This window comes from Anabaena cylindrica UHCC 0172, assembly GCF_034931625.1.
Classification (GTDB): domain Bacteria; phylum Cyanobacteriota; class Cyanobacteriia; order Cyanobacteriales; family Nostocaceae; genus Anabaena; species Anabaena cylindrica_A.
Window position 1 is genome coordinate 19,418 of sequence record NZ_JAYGGY010000033.1, and the last position, 17,812, is coordinate 37,229.

The 17,812-nt window shown below is 37.1% G+C and carries 18 protein-coding genes and 1 tRNA gene; 6 read left to right on the forward strand and 13 right to left on the reverse strand.

Going from position 1 to position 17,812, the window contains the following annotated elements; genetic code table 11:
- Positions 1-248: 248 nt before the first annotated feature.
- On the reverse strand, positions 249-659 hold the full coding sequence (tnpA, locus tag VB713_RS10515) for an IS200/IS605 family transposase (RefSeq protein ID WP_323311505.1): 411 nt from the start codon (positions 657-659) through the stop codon (positions 249-251).
- 84 nt (positions 660-743) lie between these two features.
- Positions 744-2,360 carry a DNA phosphorothioation system sulfurtransferase DndC gene (dndC, locus tag VB713_RS10520; RefSeq protein WP_323311506.1) on the reverse strand — a complete coding sequence of 539 codons (1,617 nt, stop codon included), beginning with the start codon at positions 2,358-2,360 and terminating at the stop codon, positions 744-746.
- Between the two features lie 175 nt (positions 2,361-2,535).
- Here dndC and VB713_RS10525 point away from each other — a divergent pair, with 175 nt between their 5' ends.
- Positions 2,536-4,134, forward strand: coding sequence for a DGQHR domain-containing protein (locus VB713_RS10525; RefSeq protein ID WP_323311507.1), 1,599 nt, complete (start codon positions 2,536-2,538; stop codon positions 4,132-4,134).
- 10 nt (positions 4,135-4,144) lie between these two features.
- On the opposite strand, the gene VB713_RS10530 is transcribed toward VB713_RS10525, so the two are convergent.
- From VB713_RS10530 to argF, 9 genes are all read right to left on the reverse strand, one after another.
- The gene (locus tag VB713_RS10530) at positions 4,145-5,083 is read right to left on the reverse strand and encodes an HNH endonuclease (RefSeq protein WP_323311508.1); all 939 of its coding nucleotides are present in this window, start codon (positions 5,081-5,083) and stop codon (positions 4,145-4,147) included.
- 36 nt (positions 5,084-5,119) lie between these two features.
- Positions 5,120-5,593, reverse strand: coding sequence for a DNA phosphorothioation-associated protein 4 (locus tag VB713_RS10535; RefSeq protein ID WP_323311509.1), 474 nt, complete (start codon positions 5,591-5,593; stop codon positions 5,120-5,122).
- 218 nt (positions 5,594-5,811) lie between these two features.
- A complete protein-coding gene (locus VB713_RS10540; protein ID WP_323311510.1) occupies positions 5,812-6,453 on the reverse strand; it encodes a Uma2 family endonuclease in 642 nt (213 codons plus the stop codon).
- A 5-nt stretch (positions 6,454-6,458) separates the two neighbouring features.
- Positions 6,459-8,534, reverse strand: a complete 2,076-nt coding sequence (locus VB713_RS10545) for an AAA family ATPase (RefSeq protein ID WP_323311511.1) — start codon at positions 8,532-8,534, stop codon at positions 6,459-6,461.
- Positions 8,531-8,704 carry a hypothetical protein gene (locus VB713_RS10550; protein WP_015216808.1) on the reverse strand — a complete coding sequence of 58 codons (174 nt, stop codon included), beginning with the start codon at positions 8,702-8,704 and terminating at the stop codon, positions 8,531-8,533. The genes VB713_RS10545 and VB713_RS10550 overlap by 4 nt, the downstream gene beginning before the upstream one ends.
- An 87-nt stretch (positions 8,705-8,791) precedes the next feature.
- Positions 8,792-9,181, reverse strand: a complete 390-nt coding sequence (locus VB713_RS10555) for a GxxExxY protein (protein ID WP_323311512.1) — start codon at positions 9,179-9,181, stop codon at positions 8,792-8,794.
- An 83-nt stretch (positions 9,182-9,264) separates the two neighbouring features.
- Complete coding sequence (locus VB713_RS10560; RefSeq protein WP_323311513.1) at positions 9,265-10,746, reverse strand: DNA phosphorothioation system restriction enzyme; 1,482 nt, start codon at positions 10,744-10,746, stop codon at positions 9,265-9,267.
- A gap of 223 nt (positions 10,747-10,969) precedes the next feature.
- Positions 10,970-11,575, reverse strand: coding sequence for a transcriptional repressor LexA (gene lexA, locus VB713_RS10565; RefSeq protein ID WP_323311514.1), 606 nt, complete (start codon positions 11,573-11,575; stop codon positions 10,970-10,972).
- 155 nt (positions 11,576-11,730) lie between these two features.
- The gene (gene argF, locus VB713_RS10570) at positions 11,731-12,651 is read right to left on the reverse strand and encodes an ornithine carbamoyltransferase (protein ID WP_323311515.1); all 921 of its coding nucleotides are present in this window, start codon (positions 12,649-12,651) and stop codon (positions 11,731-11,733) included.
- Positions 12,652-12,963: 312 nt separating this feature from the next.
- On the opposite strand from argF, the gene VB713_RS10575 reads away from it, so the two are divergent.
- Positions 12,964-13,035: transfer RNA gene (locus tag VB713_RS10575), tRNA-Thr, on the forward strand.
- On the opposite strand, the gene VB713_RS10580 is transcribed toward VB713_RS10575, so the two are convergent.
- Positions 13,036-13,773 carry a DUF4079 domain-containing protein gene (locus VB713_RS10580; RefSeq protein ID WP_323311516.1) on the reverse strand — a complete coding sequence of 246 codons (738 nt, stop codon included), beginning with the start codon at positions 13,771-13,773 and terminating at the stop codon, positions 13,036-13,038.
- Positions 13,774-13,952: 179 nt separating this feature from the next.
- Entirely contained in the window at positions 13,953-14,333 is a 381-nt protein-coding gene (locus tag VB713_RS10585; RefSeq protein WP_323311522.1) for a hypothetical protein, read from the reverse strand.
- Positions 14,334-14,583: 250 nt separating this feature from the next.
- On the opposite strand from VB713_RS10585, the gene VB713_RS10590 reads away from it, so the two are divergent.
- The 4 genes from VB713_RS10590 to VB713_RS10605 all read left to right on the forward strand — a co-directional run bounded on the left by VB713_RS10590 (position 14,584) and on the right by VB713_RS10605 (position 17,446).
- Positions 14,584-15,642 (forward strand): DMT family transporter, encoded by a 1,059-nt coding sequence (locus tag VB713_RS10590; protein ID WP_323311517.1) that lies wholly within the window; start codon positions 14,584-14,586, stop codon positions 15,640-15,642.
- A 76-nt stretch (positions 15,643-15,718) separates the two neighbouring features.
- The gene (locus VB713_RS10595) at positions 15,719-16,783 is read left to right on the forward strand and encodes an aromatic ring-hydroxylating dioxygenase subunit alpha (RefSeq protein WP_323311518.1); all 1,065 of its coding nucleotides are present in this window, start codon (positions 15,719-15,721) and stop codon (positions 16,781-16,783) included.
- An 85-nt stretch (positions 16,784-16,868) separates the two neighbouring features.
- Positions 16,869-17,117, forward strand: a complete 249-nt coding sequence (locus tag VB713_RS10600; RefSeq protein ID WP_323311519.1) for a CopG family transcriptional regulator — start codon at positions 16,869-16,871, stop codon at positions 17,115-17,117.
- Positions 17,114-17,446: a twitching motility protein PilT gene (locus VB713_RS10605; RefSeq protein WP_323311520.1), complete on the forward strand. Its 333-nt coding sequence runs from the start codon at positions 17,114-17,116 to the stop codon at positions 17,444-17,446. Before VB713_RS10600 ends, VB713_RS10605 begins: the two co-directional genes overlap by 4 nt.
- Positions 17,447-17,812: the final 366 nt, after the last annotated feature.

Consider the following 17,812-nt stretch of genomic DNA (forward strand, 5'->3'; position numbering starts at 1 on the left):
ACAGAAAAAATTTCAGGCATTTTCACAGATATGATTTTTTATGCAGTGTGAAACTCCAGAATCTAGATTTTATAAGGCTTTGAAAATATTGGTGAGAAATTCGGGTGAAATCTATTAGTTTTTTATGGAGATACGAGGCGAATATAATTTGCGTCTACACAGGTGATAAATATATTGGTTTTTTCTTTAGTCCACGAAGGTGGACTTTGTTTGTGTAGCCGTGATTTCTAATCGCCGGGACTTTTTATTTAAGGATTAAGTTCCCAAGTAGGAATAAGTGATTTTTGTTGATGGTGTGTTTGTTGGTTTCTGATGTAATTGGCTACAGTATCTATGGCATCATGACTAACTGTAAATGCACCATAACTTCCTTGCCATTTAAAAAAATCTTTGGGTTTAATTTCATGATTAATAAAATGAGAAGAACTACCTTTTGCTTGTTTGATAACTTCTGATATGCTAACAGTTGTGGGAAATACTGTTAAAAGATGAACATGATCCTCAATTCCCCCAATGGCAATTACCGTACATTTTAATTCCTCACACTCTTTAATAATTGCTGCATAAACTAATTGCTGAATTTCTGGTATAATTAACGGCAATCTATCCCATGTTCCCCAAACATAATGTAAATACAATTGCGTGAAATTTGCCCTCATATATTTTCTAATCCGTCAAACTTGATATTCTCTTAACCCACGCAGGTGGGTTTTGCCTGTGTAGCTGCGAATTCTATTCGCCCATTATTCCACATTATTATCCTTTTTTGCATACTTAAAATTAGCCCAAGTTTGTGGTTTACTCTCTTCCTTCTCAGGTGCATCTCCTAAAGTTAATTGCTTCACCTTTTCCCTAATTGTTGCCACATCACCATCTAAAGCTGCTTGTCGTAAATCACGTTTTAAATGAGCGTTTTTAATCGCTGCTTCTGGAGAACGGGAACTTGTATTAAAGCATTTTTCTAGGCTTTCGTAGATTCCCACACGGCGAGTTTTTTTCTTAAATTGCCGTTCTGTATCTAATAATTTCGCCATTAATTCCAAGTGCATTCCGTCACTATCACATATTTCTTCTAATATTTCCCATTCATCAATACCGATTGTGCTATGGTCAGCACCAGGACGGGGATCTTTAAATACTTCTCCCGTAACTTCTTGATATATAAGAGGTACACTATCATCAAATTCGTGCTTTTCTTCTAACCATATCCGGCGAATTTCACTCAATTCTGCTTGGGAAATAAGGGTAATATCGCGCATACTTTCTGGTGCATTTCGACGCATTTCTGTTTGCGCTGTTAATAGTTTTCTTAACCAATATTCTCGCCAATATTTTGTATATGGACCGGGTATAGGTTCGACAGATATTCCACCATCTACATTGCGTTCAAATAATTGAACTTCTCCGCGTAAACGACGAAAATCTCTTTTTTCACGGTCACGTTCAACATCTAATTCACTACGAAAATTAACTAATGGTTGTAACCATTCTTTTTCTTCATCATTTTGAATCATTGCTTGCATAGATTTATCACTATTAACCAATGTGCAAACCCAGCAACCAAAACGAGAACTACCACAGCTAGGAGTAGAAGTATCAACAACTAAAGGACATTCGTTATCTGCTGTTGCACCTCGATACATAGAAAATAAATCTTTATTGCTATATCCCCAAGGGTTAGAAAATTGCATTAAATATAGCCAAACTTCATCAGTACGCCATTCTTCAATAGGCGTGTAAAGCAGAGAACTTATTAAGTTAGGATGAGGACAAAGACGTTCTCTGACTCGACCTACTTCACGTTTTATCATAATTAAAGCGCGAGTTATACTTTCAGTTTTGCGAGTTCCTAAAATAACTATTGTTTCACCATTAGCTCTCACAACATCACGAATAAAAAGATTAGAAGGTTCTATTTTTAGCCGTCCAGTACACCACCGAAATTTATTGCGCGGTGCTGGGTAGCCCTTACCAATTAAACCTGCCCAATATGTTTGTTTAGTTTCTGGTTGCAACAAGTGAGGTTGTATTGGCATTTTTTGCTCTTCAGCAGCTACTTCCATTTGTTTTAATGAGCTTTTTACCCAAGCAGAAACATAGGGATTTTCTACTCCTGTATCTGTTGTAATTACATGAATTGGCTTAGTTCTTTTTTCCGGTGGGAGTTCAGAAATTGCATTCCAAATAAGCTGTAAAGTAGCAGTGCTATCTTTTCCTCCTGAATAGCCTACTACCCAAGGTATTTGGTCTAAACAATACAATTCTTGAATTTCTGTAGAGAGAACTTGGATATATTCCACTAATTCTGCTACAGTACGATTCGGCTGATTTTTATTCTCTGGCTGTTGTGCCGTAGTCATTTTTTCCTACCTACGTATATATGGACTTAAACTCAATACTTCCCTTCGGGGAAAATCATCTGGTATATAAATAAACTTAGCTATGGGTGCAAAGTATTTTTAAAAATAGCATCCCTAGTATCCATTTTTTTGGACGATAAAGCAAGAGTCAGTCATCAAGTTTTTAAAAATTAAAATGAGCGATAGCACAGAAGCACTAAATAATCAACTCGCTAACGAGTATCTAGAACGAGAAAATAAGGATAAACAGGTATTAGCTTTACTGCTAGAGAGGTTTTTAGAGAAAAAAGACCAAATTCTTGTTCAAAAGACCGAAATGGGTGGTACAGAAGCTTATGTAGGTTCTGTGACCTTAGAATGGTTCGCGGGACGGGTACATTTTGCGTCTGGTTTACCCTTGCTGCAAAAAAAGTACAACCGAGAGACACAGAATATTGAAATTGACGCTGATAGTATTGATGAAATTCAACAACGTCCTATTGATTGGTCGCGTCAAGCACCGTTAGTACAGTATTTAGCAGCGAGAAAAAACCATAAGTTTCCGGCTGTGTTGGTAGTGATTAATCAACCTTGGGTAGATAACCCCAAAGCAGCAGAGTGGGACAGTGAAGGAAGGGCTAAAAAAGCGACTACTGATTTTATACCTTTAGATAAAGATGGAAAAGTTGGGTTACTGAATATTTCTGAAGAGAATGTGACAATTTATGCTTTAGATGGTCAGCATAGATTAATGGGTGTACAAGGTTTAATGGAGTTAATTAAATCTGGTAAACTCCAACGGTATAAAAAAGATAAAACTGCTGATGAAAGTTTTATTACTTTGTCTGATTTAATTGATAAATATCAAGTAGAACCTGCTTATTTACAAAATTTACGTCAAGAAAAGATTGGCATTGAGTTTATTTGTGCAGTTAATACTGGGGAAACTCATACAGAAGCAAAACGACGGGTAAGGTCAATTTTTGTTCATGTTAATTTAATGGCTGCACCTTTAACTAAAGGTCAGTTAGCACAATTAAATGAAGATGATGGCTTTGCTATTGTAGCGCGAAAAATTGCCGTTACACATCCACTTTTAGCACAAAAACCAAATCGAAATCCCCGTGTTAATTGGAATAGTGCCACAGTAGCGGCTAATTCTACAGTTTTGACGACGCTACAAGCTTTACAAGATATGTCCGAAAGGTATTTGGGGCAAAAATTCCCCCACTGGAAACCTTTAGAAAAAGGGTTAATTCCCATGCGTCCAGAAAATGAAGAAATTCAGGAAGGAATTGCAGACTTTAAACTACTTTTTGATAATTTAGCTAATCTTCCCAGTTATAAAATATTGGAACACGAAGATACAACTATTTTGCGTCGCTTCCATTTTGAAAAAGACGGAGGTGAGGGAAATATGTTATTTCGTCCAGTTTCTCAAGTTGCTTTAGCGCAAGCTTTGGGAACTTTAGTATTTAAAAAAGGTTTTGCTTTGACGGATATTTTTAAGAAGTTGGAGAAATTTGACCGTCAAGGGGGTTTTAGTAGTATGGAATATCCTCAATCTTTATGGTATGGGGTTTTATATGATCCCAATAAAAAACGGGTACAAGTAGCTGGAAAAGATTTAGCAGTGAAGTTATTAATTTATATTTTGGGGGGAATGACTGAAAAAATGGAAGTTACTGCTTTACGTAAAGCTTTAGCTAATGCTAGGACTATTGAAGAACAAACTATAGGTTTTGATGGTACGTTTGTCAAACCTCAGGATGTAGGACTTCCAGTAATTTTATAATAATAGCTAATTATGGCTGAAATATATGATGACGATGCCATTGTAAAGCTTCAATATCTGGAAAATATTTCTCTACTTTAGGTAATATGAGTATTTCCCCATGAAATTCTGTTATTGGTCTAGTATGGGGAGATACTTCTTCTAATTCTTCGCTAACAATAATTTTGTATTTATCATCAACAGCAAACCAACCTCTATCAAAAGCCCAGTGATGATTTTTACAAAGTGCTATTCCGTTATGTATGCTGCTGTCATAAAAGGCAGAAAATGGTTTTATATGTGCGCCGTCAACAATATTTTGATTGCCAGTTTTAGTAACTTTCAATCCACAAAAAGCGCATTTACAATCATATACAGAAACAACAGCTTTTCTAAAGAAAGCATTTCTAATTAGTGTTTTTTTTAAGCTCCATTTAGGGTTGTTGGGTAAATTTTCAGTATCATCTAGTTTTTCTACTTCTGGATAATCTTGAAAAGTCTGATTAATTTGTAAAAATTCTTCAATTTCATCTTCATTATCAGAGAAAAAAGCAGTTACAAGTGCATCAATTAATTCTTTTCGAGAAGATTCATTTTGTAAATAGTTAAATAATTCACTGTCTAAATATGCGTATTCAACAGCCAATTTTAATTTGTTAGTTGTTTTTGGTTGTAAATTATTAAAACCTGCTTTAGTTTGTACGTGCCAAAATCCCTCATTTTGCAGATGAAAAAATGGATAGTGTAACCCTCCTTGATAAGATTGTGAGCCAATTACATCCCAATACTTATTAAAAGCTTGAATTAATTCATCTGAAACAAAAATTTGATTATTAGTAATAACTCCTCTCATAATCAAATCAATTACGGTTAAAAGTAATATCGGTTTATATTGAGCATTACCACGTTTTCGACTATTACTTACTTTTAACTTAGAAAACTTTTCACAATAAAAACGAAGATTATTCATATCTAACTACTTTGTAAATAATGCGAACAAAATGAATTATTTCAAAAATCTACTTAAATTAAATTCTTCTTCTATGTTGTTTTCTTCATAATCTCTTGCAGTAATTAAGATTACTAGAAGTTGTGCTGCATAATCAACAACTCCGCGCAATTCACTTTGTAATATTTCTAATCCTCCATTAGCATATTCTTCAAATACTTGAGTCCGTTTGTCCTCATATTCATCTTCTCTAGAAGCAAGTATTTGGATATCACTTGTCTCAACAATTCCCAATAATTTTATAATTTTGTCATACCCAAGTGAAGCAAAATTGTCTTGTGGAATTGGAGAAGGATCTCTTTTTGTGGTATCTCCTAGAGGAACACTTTTTTTATACTTTACTCCTAATGCTGCTGCAAATATCATAACTTCCACATAAGTCTGGAAAAGTCCCTGTGTTTCTTTAGACGCTAGTAATGATTTCACTAACTCAGCCTTATCTTGAGCAATTTTGATTCTATTTGCAGCCATAATTTTAATCTCTACACCCTGAATATATTAAACCAAACTCACTAATACCACACTCTCACACTCCTCTCCGTGAGAAATAAAATCAAAAAACATCCTCATAAACCAGAGAAAGAGGAAACATAAAATCAACACTACTTCAGAGGACTCATATAACTTGTCTCAGAACTAACAAGCATAACCTTCTTCCTTTGCGCCTTTGCGACTTTGCGTGAGACATATCAACTAAAAATCCCCAACAACCAACGATTAACTTCACCATCATCTTGACTTTGACTACGTTGAATAGCCTCTTTAATAGTAGCTATTTGCAAACCTGTTAAAACCTTTGACTCCTCAATTCTTCTGCTTCCACCATCAGATATTTCAAAAGCAATAATATCATTATTATTAGCATCCATTACCCAATATTCTTTTACTCCCAACCGTTCATAGAGTAACCTTTTAAAACCCAAATCATCACTAATAGAAGAAGCAGCAATTTCTACAACTAAAGTTGGTGCTGCTAACTCATTAATATTGATAGGAGAATTATTCAAAGGGGGAAATGTTATCTTATCCCCAATATAAAAAGCTAAATCAGGTTGACATTCTCCTTCATTTATTCTGCGAAAACTGGTATTTATCCAGCCTTTAATTTTAATATTTTTCAATGTCGCATAAAAATTCACAACATTAGCTACAACATTATTGTTGTTTCCATGATTTGAACCAACTGGTAACATTTCAATCCTCATATAATTTTGATAATAATAAAATCTTCCTTGTTGATAATCAGGATGATCAGCAATTTCTATAAATTCATCCCAACTTACTTTTACCCAGGTATCTGTGATGATATTTGGTAAATTAGCAATAACCATGAAACCTACCTCTCTCTTTCCACTTCAATAATTTCAGTATATTCAAAACCATTCAAACTCTGTCTTACCAAAGAATATCTTTCTCTACCCAACTGAATATCATCTTGCTGACAATTAGGTTTAGAAGAATAATAAACCAACACATATTCTTTACCAATTTTATCAGCAATCTCTTCCTCAACTTCTACCCTCCATTGAGTCTGAGTCACCAAGACAATTAACTGATTTGCTAACTTAGGAATAGTTTGAGCGATATGACGACGGGAATTAGCATCTAAACTCCCAAAAGGAGAATCCATAACAATGGGAAAAGTGCTACTATCAGGAACCATCATCATTTTCCGCTTTTCACTCCAGTCGCGCACCTTGTCTATAATACTAGCGATAAAAGATAAACTGAGAATTTGATTTTCTCCTGTGGAAGCTGCGACTGGTGCTTCAATTCCTGTGGTGTTTTCAACTAAACTCAATTCATACTTTTCGCTAATTTTGGGAACGTAGGGAGTAAAAGACATATCTGAGAATATTTCCTGTACTCGCTGTTCTAATTGCAGACGAAACTGGTTTTCTTGACGGTTTTTAACTTCTGATAAACGTTCAATTGCATCTTGGGTAGCGTTAATGCGTCGCTGTGCTAAAGATTGCTTTTCTTCATTTTGTTTTTGCTTAGATATTTGTTTAAATAAAGCATCAATATCTGTTTTGAGGTGAGAAAGTTCTTGTTGATTTGCACCTTGTTCTCGATTTAGTTCATCAATTTTCGCTTCAATTTCATCTAAGCGTTTTTGTAATCCGCTAATTTCTTCATTGGGATCTTTTCGCAGTTGTTCTTGAATCCCATCTAATTCCAGTTCAACTTGGGATAAATTTTCCTTTAACTGCTTAATTCGTGCTTGTTCTCTATCAGCTTCTTCCCAAAACGAAATTGCTTGTTTATCAATTTCATCAACTTGTGCGCTCATTCTAATTGCAGTTTCTTCTACTGTGGAAGAACCCGCTTTTTTCATTAAGTTTTTGACATGAAAATGAGTATGAGTTCCTTCTTTTAAATCAGCACCACAAATACAACGTCCAGTATTGAGTAAATCCTTGACAAATTCTTGGGAAATTCCTGCTGTTAATTCACCACGTTGTTTCAAATCTGTAAATATTTCCCGAAACTTAGCTGTAGTTTCTGATAACAGAACTGTATAACCCCGTGCGGAAATAACTTTTTTCAATGTTTCCCGTGTTTTCTTCAATTGTTCCCGATAGCTATCTCTTTGAGATTCTAGGTTTTGCTTTCTTTCTTGTAATTCTTTAATAGCACTTAGTTCGCGTAATTTATTACTAACTTCTTTTTTTAATGTCTGTTGATGTTCTAATTCTAGCTTGATCTCAATTTGACGTTTGTTGATGGTTTCAATTTCTGATTCCAGCTTTTCTTGCTGAGTTAATAACTGTTTAGTTTCTGCGTCTCCAATGTTTTTTAATTCAGTTTCTAAGGTTTTTTTCGCATCTTTTAGGTGTTTGATAGAAAGTTCAATTACCTCAACACCTAAAAAAGTTCTAATTGCTTCTGCAATTTCTGCTTTATTATCAGAACGGACTATTTCTTCAATGCGTTCACCATCAAAGAAAAAATATTGATGTAAACTTGCTGGTAAAATCTGGGTGATGATTTCTTCAGCTTGCTGAAGGGGAAAATACCATTTACCGTCATCTCCAGCAACTTGGATTTTTAACTGGGTTTTACCAACTTCGATAAAATCACTTTCATTTTTATAAACCCGACAAGAACGAGTAGCACGGTAACGGTTGCTTTCATGTTCCCAACCTACTTCTACTGAACATTCTACAGGATCTCCTGGTTGAGATTGTGCGATCGCTCTTTTATTGACTAATTGTTCTGTAGAAGCAAATGCAGCACTAAATTTTTCGTATAATACCCAGGTAAAGGCATTCAATAAACTGGTTTTACCTGCGCCATTACTCCCATAAATCATGGTAGTATTGCGAATGTCTCCACCAGCTAAAGTAATTTCTGGTGTTTTTCCATAAAATGAGCGAAAATTACATAGTTTAATGGAGGTTAGCTTCATTGCACTGCTTCTTTTACAATTATTAAAATATCATCATTAATATGTCCTTTGCTTTTTCTATCTAATCTGCTTTTTTCTAATCTCCATACTTTTTCAATAATTTGCTTTACTTCTGGTGGTGCGCTGTTAATTGGTTCTTGGACATCTTCGATGTTTGAGTGTTCTGGCATTTTTTTGTTTGTGTTTAGAGGTGTGGGAAGAATTTAATGAACCGCGAAGGCGCGAAGGAAGAAGGGAAGAAGAAGGAAGAAGAGAATTTAAAAGGAGAGGATGACTCGTTTGATTCCTTCTTTGAGGATGGGGACGTTAAAGTTAATTAGGAGTCCGAGACGGTTATTTGTCATTTTTAAATATGAAATAACTTGAGCTTCGTGAATGGGGACTAGTTTTTCTACAGCTTTCAATTCAACTACTAAAATATCACCAACTAAAAAATCTAATTCACCTTCACCAATAGGATTACCTTTATAATTGATTGATACTAAATATTTAGGTTTACAAGGTATCCCCCGCAAACGAAATTCACAACACAAAGCTTCCTGATAAACCCTCTCCAAAAACCCCGCTCCCAACACCCGATGCACCTCAATAGCCGCACCAATCACCGCATACGCTAACCCCTCAACCTCATCACCCAACTCCCTCATCCTTCCCTCTTCCTTCTTCGCGTTCTTCGCGCCTTTCCTTACGGAACGCTTCGCGAACGCGGTTCATTTACTCTTACTCCCCTTCAAATATCCAATAACCCATATCGTTTTTGCAAAGCCAATAACTTCATCCTAGCTTGTCCAGCATTATCTGCTAAATCAGCAAACTCCACAAAACGCCGTAATTCCTTTTTCAATAAATTCCTTTCCACCTCAATAGTTTCTCTATCCAAATCTGGAGGTAAAACAATCATATCAAAAATCGTTGCTCTTTCCTTACCAGGATGTGGACGTAAAACTCTGCCACGACGTTGGATAAATTGACGAGGATTACCTGAACTTGATAAAATTACCGCAGTTTGAATGGCGGGAATATCCACACCTTCATCTAAACAACGAATAGCAACTAAACCTTGTAATTCTCCACTTTCAAATTGACAACGTAATGTTTCTCTTTCTTGTAAAGAAGTGTGTGCTGTGTAGGTGCTGACTTTATAACCCAAGTCTACCCCCAAAATTTTAGAAACAGCTTTGAGTTGACGCAGAGATGAACGCTGTCCGGTTTCTGGACAACCGTCACTACAATAAAATAAAGTATGGCTGGTATCTTTGCGAGTTTCCATTAATTCCCGCAAAGCTGTTAATTTATTTTCTGCTGCACCAATTAACCTAGCACGTTGCATTAATAACGATTTTATATCTTCGTTGTCTTCAAAATCTCCTGCTGCGCTATTTTCTCTTTCTCGATATAAAAGAGAACGCCCGATTTTTTTTGTTAATTTAAGGTAGGCAATACTTTCAGCCTCTGTTAACTCCACCAAAACCGGATAATAAAGATAGTGTACCAAAGCTCCTTGTGCGATCGCATCCTCTAAACTAAACTCAGGTTGCAAAACAGCACCGAAATATTCCAATAATGATTGTGTTCCTCCATCATCAAAATACCGTTCCGGTGTCGCCGATAACGCTAGACGCAACCCCACATTCCGAGGTAAACTTTCCTCTAACTTCGGTGAACCTAAATTATGTGCCTCATCACCAATAATTAAGGTTTTTGGGGGAAAATATTTAAGCTGTGACTGAAAGCCATCACTAATTAAAGTCGAGTTAGTGGTAATCACCGTCACGAAACCTTGAGAACCAGAACGCAGATTATAAATTTGTGTTGATAATTGACTTTGCCAGCTACGTAAATTCTCGAAAGCTAAAATTGGAATTAAGTTAAATTTCTCACATTCCCTTGCCCACTGACTGACAAGATGGCGATAGGGACATACTACCACTAAGACTTGTAAACCAATCTGCTGATACAACTCAGAGGCGATAGACAGTGCAGTAATAGTCTTACCACTACCAGTAGCCATTTTTAGTGTTCCTCTGCCATTATTAGCAAACCAACTAGTAATAGCTTGACGCTGATATCCCCGCAATTGCAGAGATAATGGCATTTTTGGACATCCTGGTAAAGGTTGCTTAACTTGATAACTGCCTTTTTTCTCCCCCACATAAGGTAACTTGAGAGAGAAAAAAGGCAATTTATGCACTGGTTTTTGCGTTATATACATAAATTGCTGATTGGTAATAGGTAATTGGTAATTGGTAATTGGTAATTGGTAATTGGTAATTGGTAATTGGTTATGACTTACGCCAAAAATTTCCCAAACTCTTATTTATCTATTTTATTTGCGTCCTCTGTGGTTAGTCAGTCCGTAAATCCCGCATAAGTCCTATTTGGTAATTAGAAAAACTCTTACCCATTACCTATTACCCATCACCCATTACCAAACTTCAGTTATAATTTCGCCAAATACCAATCAGAGAACCTTGCACTTGTACTTGTATTGCAGGTATTTCCATCGGTTTATACTTAGAATTTGCTGGTTTGAGAGTCACAAGATCATCATGACGATAAAAACGTTTTAAAGTTGTACCGTGTCCTTCAACTCTAGCAGCCACAATAGTGCCATTTTTTAACTGATTTGGTTCTGCTACCGGACGCAAAAACACCACGTCCCCATCAGCAATTAAATCATCAATCATGCTATCCCCAGTCACCCGCAAAGCATAACTTTGGGGAGGTAAAGATAAATTAGCCAAGTCTAAATGCTCTACAGCATCCGTAAAAGGCTCAATTAAACCACCAGCAGCAATAGTTCCCAAAATCGGCACACCTAGCTTCACAGGACGCAAAACCCGAATTGTTCGTGCTTTACCTTCCTTCCACTCGATATATCCCTTGTTGCGTAAATGCTCTAAACGGCTTTGAATTGGTGCAGGTGATTTCAAGTTCATTCCTTGCATCATTTGACGAATAGAAGGCGAATGCTCATTCATTCGGATATATTCTGTCAACCATTCGTATAATTCTTGTTGAGCTTCTGTTAGTCTTTCCATAATTTTTGTTGGGAAGTAATTATAAATGTCCCTAGAACATTAGTACTACAAAAATCTTCCCTTAACAAGATAAAACTTAAAAATTTAAAAGGCAAAAGGGAAATAACTGACTTTGCTTTTGCCTATTTACTTGACAATTTTTTAGCTTTTACCTGTCATTTAGCCCCTAAAATACTTGCCAGTAGAGCTTTTTGAGCGTGTAATCTATTTTCTGCCTGATCCCAAACCTTTGATTGGGAACCTTCGATTACTTCTTCGGTAATTTCTTCACCGCGATGTGCTGGTAAACAGTGTAGAACAATTGCGGCTGGATCTGCAAGACTCAATAATTGTTGAGAAATTTGATAAGGCTGGAAAATAGGAAACCGATTATCAGCTTCTGCCTCTTGTCCCATACTTGCCCAAACATCAGTGTAAAGTACAGATGCACCTTTAGCTGCTGCTTCTGGGTCATGGGTGAGAACAACTTCAGTTTTATTATTAGCGATCGCCCTAGCTTTTTCTACAATTTTTGCATCTGGTGCATATCCTGAAGGAAAAGCCACCCGCACATTCATTCCTACCAAAGCACAACCCAGCATGAGGGAATTAGCGACATTATTGCCATCACCCACATAAGTCAAAGTTAGACCAGATAAAGTCCCGAAACATTCTTGAATTGTCAATAAATCAGCTAAAATCTGACAAGGATGTTCTAAATCTGTCAGTGCATTAATTACAGGGCTTTCGGCATATTTAGCAAAAGTTTCTAAATCCTGTTGGGCGAAAGTACGAATTGCAAAAATATCCAGATAACGATCTAACACCCTAGCTGTATCTTGAAGAGGCTCCCCACGACTCACCTGAGTTACATTGGGATTGAGATCAATTACCTGTCCACCTAGTTGGTACATAGCCACTGTGAAACTAACTCGTGTGCGAGTAGAGGCTTTAGAGAATAATAACCCCAGCACTTTATTACACTGCAACTGTAGCTTTTGTGACTTGAGTTGAGTTGCCAATTGCAGAAGTTCTTGCAGTTCTGTGGAATTAAGATCCGCCAGACCTAATAAATCTCGTCCGATCAATTCTGCCATGCTTGTGATCTTTTAAAGAACAATAATGTTTTTCTGTTCCTTCACCCAGACGCGTCAAAAGGAATACAGTCTTAAAACTGTACCAAACATTGTTACCTTAAGTTACACAATTAGAATTAGCTTTTTTAATCAATGCGTAAGTCCTAGTAATTTTTTTACTCATTCACAGATTTTTTCTCTATACAACTATCTTTAGACTGAAAATTTAGCTATGGCTAGGGAAAGAATTTTTTTAGTGATTACCACTAGACAAATCTCAGAATTGTGATATGATGTGTAATCGGTGGGTGCTTGAAAAGTACTAACCAGTTCGCCAGCATAGCACAGTGGTAGTGCATCCGACTTGTAATCGGAAGGTCGCGAGTTCAAATCCCGCTGCTGGCTTTATTCAGGTTTTGGAAGTAGAGAAGGTGCTTGAATTGTGCAGGGGTTGGTTTCACATTTTTGCTCGTAAAGCTTATTAATGTATGGTTCCTGCCAAGTAAGGGGAACTTCTAAGAGCGATCGCACGCCTGTGATTCCTTGACCGATAAAAAGTAACAGAGCGATCGTATTGAGGATAATGTGAACCTTGCGCCAGCGATTAGTTTTATCTTTGTAGATGTCTGGTAAGATAGCCAGTGAAAAAATCATCAATAGGGCAGCAAGTTGGCCGTAGTAGTAGTGAGAAATATACCATTGGTCAGTTTTGCGGTAGACACCATCTTGACAACCAAGCACCACCAACCCAACTCCACTCAGAGTTGCAAATATACCACGCCAATTTTTTGCTTTGGCCCGATAAAGTAAATATAGAGAAGCAATTGTCGCCGCAAACAACAGGGCAATAAAAATCACCTGAAATTGTGATTTAATCCAAACTTGTTTATCTACAATATTACCAAAAACATCGTTAGCCAGAGCTAATAAAACAATACCCACAACTGAACCAGTTAGCCAGCGTCCCAACTGGACGTGTTCTTGTCCAACCACGGGAGGAATTTTGCTTTTCCCTGTGGCTATAGTTTGCAAGCGACGTTGACGGACTTGTAAAGCGAAGTTGACAACCATACCAATGAGTGGAAAAACCACAATTACAGCGATCGCTGGATGCAACAGCAAAATCGCATCTCTAACTTCCATAATTACACCTTTCTCAAACTTAGTGAATTAGCCCAAAATCATAGATTCTTCCCATTGGAGACTTCCAAATAAAAAATATCCCAATTTATAGTATGTAGGGGTTTAGCATTGCTAAACCCTTATGTATGACTAAAAAATAGGATAATTTATTTTTTGGTACTTCCCGATTGCACGTAAAGTTACTTCACCTCACTGGCTTCAAACCTAGATACCTTACCCCGTTTAACCGCAACTACCACATCATAAGTAGCGCAATAAGAAAACGTCACATTATTAGCTTTGTTGTAAAGATTCACCACCATACCTGCACCACCAGGTTGAACAGCAAGTGGTTCAAGATCACCAAAAAAGAACCGACGTAATTGATCACCACCACCAAATTGACCTTTATTCTTCATCACCAAATCAATTTTCTGTTGAGCATTCAAACCTGTAGAATCTTTCATTTCTGCCGCTGATGCTTGAACTAGAGAAGGATTCACGGCTTTCAAAGGAACATCCCAAACTGTCAACATACCAGCTAGAGCAACACCTGTGAGCAAAGAAGAAGCGACTTTCATTTGTTTTTCCTGATGTTTAAGTTTTTCGACTAACCACAGCATCCCATCTACTACTGAAGCTCAAATGAAGCCATTCCCTGAATTGCCTGAAATTACCCCTTGGAAAAATTTAGTTTGTACTCAGCATATTCTCAGAAAGTTGTGATGTTATATTCTCAGCTTAATTTAAGTTTTTTATAACCCTAACTTAATCAGCATATTTGAGTTTAGTATTGATAATTAAAAGTATTTTCTTTACAGTGGTGTTATTGTGACCAGACAGAGAAGAAAGTATCCTCCCATTTCTACAATTCCAGGTCAAATCTATCTCTGGCTGGCAATTCTGATTTTTGGAGCCTCTAGTGCAGTTACCCGCAAGCTAACGCAAATCGGCGCTCAACACTTCATAGATGGTCGAAATCCGATTTCTCTGTGTAATGTTTTATTCGTTGGTAATCTCTGCGCTTTGATAGTTCTGTTACTGATTTACGGAAAACAGTGGAATCAAGCGACTTTGCAGCAACTGTCAAAAAAAGATTGGTTCATACTAACAACAGTAGCTATTTTATCTGGAGCTATCATTCCCGGCTTAATTTTTCAGGCATTAGCACTAACAGAAGTCAACAATATCATTTTGGTTGGCCGTTTGGAACCACCTCTGACTATGGTTTTATCAGTTTGGTTGCTACGGGAACGGGTGAATCGTTGGGACGTGATGGGAGCCTTTGCTGCATTCCTTGGTGTCACCCTTACTATTTTCCTTCAACCACCAGAGGTAGGGATGATGAATATGGGAGGTTTAGGAGTGGGTATTGGTGAACTATTGGCAATACTCGCTGCTTTAGCTTCAGTAGCTGCCACAATTATTATCAAAGGCTGGCTTTCCCATATCCCACTAGCAATATTCAGTATTTTTCGTACTGCTTTAGGAACTGTAGTATTTTTCTTGATTGCTTTAGTTCTCTATGGCCGCGACCACTTTAAAGATGTATTATCACCTTTTTTGTGGCAGTGGATGCTTGTCTATGGCGCTGTAATTGTCGTGCTAGGTCAATCATTTTGGCTTAAAGGCTTGAGAGCTTCTACAGTGTCTGAGGCTTCTTTAGCAGGCTCTTTTACCCCTATCATCGGTATTCTGGCAGCTTATTTAGTATTGGGAGAAGCCCCTACCTTCGCTCAATATGTCGGTGGTAGCTTGGTTTTAGTGGGCATATTTTTGAGCCAGATTGGTATCCAACTTCAGAGCTATCGCAAAACTGCACCTAAAAAGGTAAATTCTCTGGGAGCAGAACAAAAAGTAGAAACCGAGATGGGATTTAAAGGAATATAAAATTTATCTGCAAAGAATACTTGTTGTCTATCACTATTGTCGTATATATTGCCTTTAGTTATACGTTAGTTATATTGTGATAGATAACAACAACTTTTTATTACGTAATCTTTGGTACTATGCCCTACCTAGTTATCTCCTGAAACCAGGTAAGATGGTGGCTCGTATTTTCTTGGGAGAACCAGTACTACTGATTAGAAGCCAAGATGGCAAGGTTTCTGCTGTGCGGGATATTTGTCCTCATCGGGCTGTACCCTTGAGTTGTGGTCGATTTGATGGGCAAGAAGTAGAATGCTGTTACCACGGTTGGCGTTTTGACCCTGCCGGACATTGTGTATCAATCCCCTCTTTATTACCAGAACAAGATACGGATTTGAGTCGCTTCGATGTGCAATCATATCCAATCCATGAAACTCAAGGCAATATTTGGATATACATGACAGATGGGGAGAAATCTCAACCCAGCCCTTCAGAAATGGATGTTCCAGTAGTTCCAGGTTTTGCAGAACAACTCCCTCAACTAGTTGAGATCATGAGGTTTCCTTGTTTTATAGATCATGCGGTAACAGGTTTAATGGACCCTGCTCATTCTCCCTATGTACATCGGGTATGGTGGTGGAGAAGCGGGGAACTGCATGAAGAAGTCAAACAATTTGATCCTTCACCTTACGGGTTTACAGTCCGACGACATAAGTTGTCAGAAAATATGGAGAATATGAGCCGATTATATTGGTTGGTCGGTGGTGGTATTCCTGAAGTAGAAATTTCTTTCCGCTTACCAGGTGTGAGAATAGAAGAGATAACTTTTGGTAAACATCGACTTTGTAATTTGACAGCAGTTACACCAATTTCTGAGACAGAAACAGAGGTAACTTTTGTTCTTTATGGAATGCCTACTTGGTTAAATATATTCAAACCTTTGATTCATGTATTAGCACGGAAATTTCTAGACCAAGACCGAACAGTAGTAGAAAAACAGCAAATTGGACTCAAATATGATCCAGTACTGCGATTAATTAAAGATTCAGATATGCAAGCGCAATGGTACTACCAGTTAAAACGAGAATTTGCTCGCGCTACATCTGAAAAACGGGAATTTGTCAATCCTGTTAAGAGTCTGTTATTACGATGGCGTGCTTGAAGAACTAGTTAACTGTAGAATTTAGTTAACAACAGGCTAAATAGGTTTATTGTTATTGTCAAATCAAGACAATATAACATCCGATATGAAAGAAGAACGTATTACCATCTGTATTGATCAACAGGAACACTCTCTTTTAAGCAGTCTCTCCCTCCGGGAGAATAAAACTGAATCGGAGATAGTGCGAGAAGCACTGAGAATGTATTTTCAATCTGTAGGTTCTCAAATATCCTGTTACGATTTGGCCAAGGATTTAGGAATCATTGGTATTGCTGGAGATATGCCATCTGACTTAAGTACTAACACAGATTATTTAGAGGAATTTGGCAAATGAGCGGTATTCTCATTGATACAGGTCCCATTGTTGCCATTCTTTCTTCAGCCGATAACCATCATAAAATCTGTGTTGAAACGCTTAAAAAACTCTCCCCACCTCTTCTTACTACATGGCCTGTGATAACCGAATCTCAGTATCTTCTGCGAAAGAATAAAAAAGCTCTCCAAGGATTATTTCATGCTTTCTCTGGAGGATTATTTGCGCTAGAAGAGTTACCTTCTGAATCACTACCTTGGCTAGAAAATTTTCTGACAAAATACGAAGATATAAATTCTCAGATTGCTGATGCCAGTCTTATGTATGTAGCAGAGCAAAAAAAAAATTGACACAATTTTTACTTTAGACAGGAGAGACTTTTTTATTTACCGTTTCAGTAATAAAGAAGCACCAAAAATCATTCCTACAATGCTTTAAATTGAATTTTGGTGATAGTTCACCCAGAAAAACTGGGTGAAAATGATTAAATTATTTCTGTAAGCTCACCGATTTATCAAACATTCTGACTCCTGAATTCTTACTTATTTCTTGGTGCTGAAGATGGTAGTGAACATCATCAACATTCCACCTAACAAAATAGCGATTGCTAATCCACCAGTCACCAAATCCAAAGTACTGCTATTATCCATAGCTTATCCCCCCTGACGGGATGACAAAAATGGTTAAAATGCAGACAGAATAAGCCTCATAGCTCT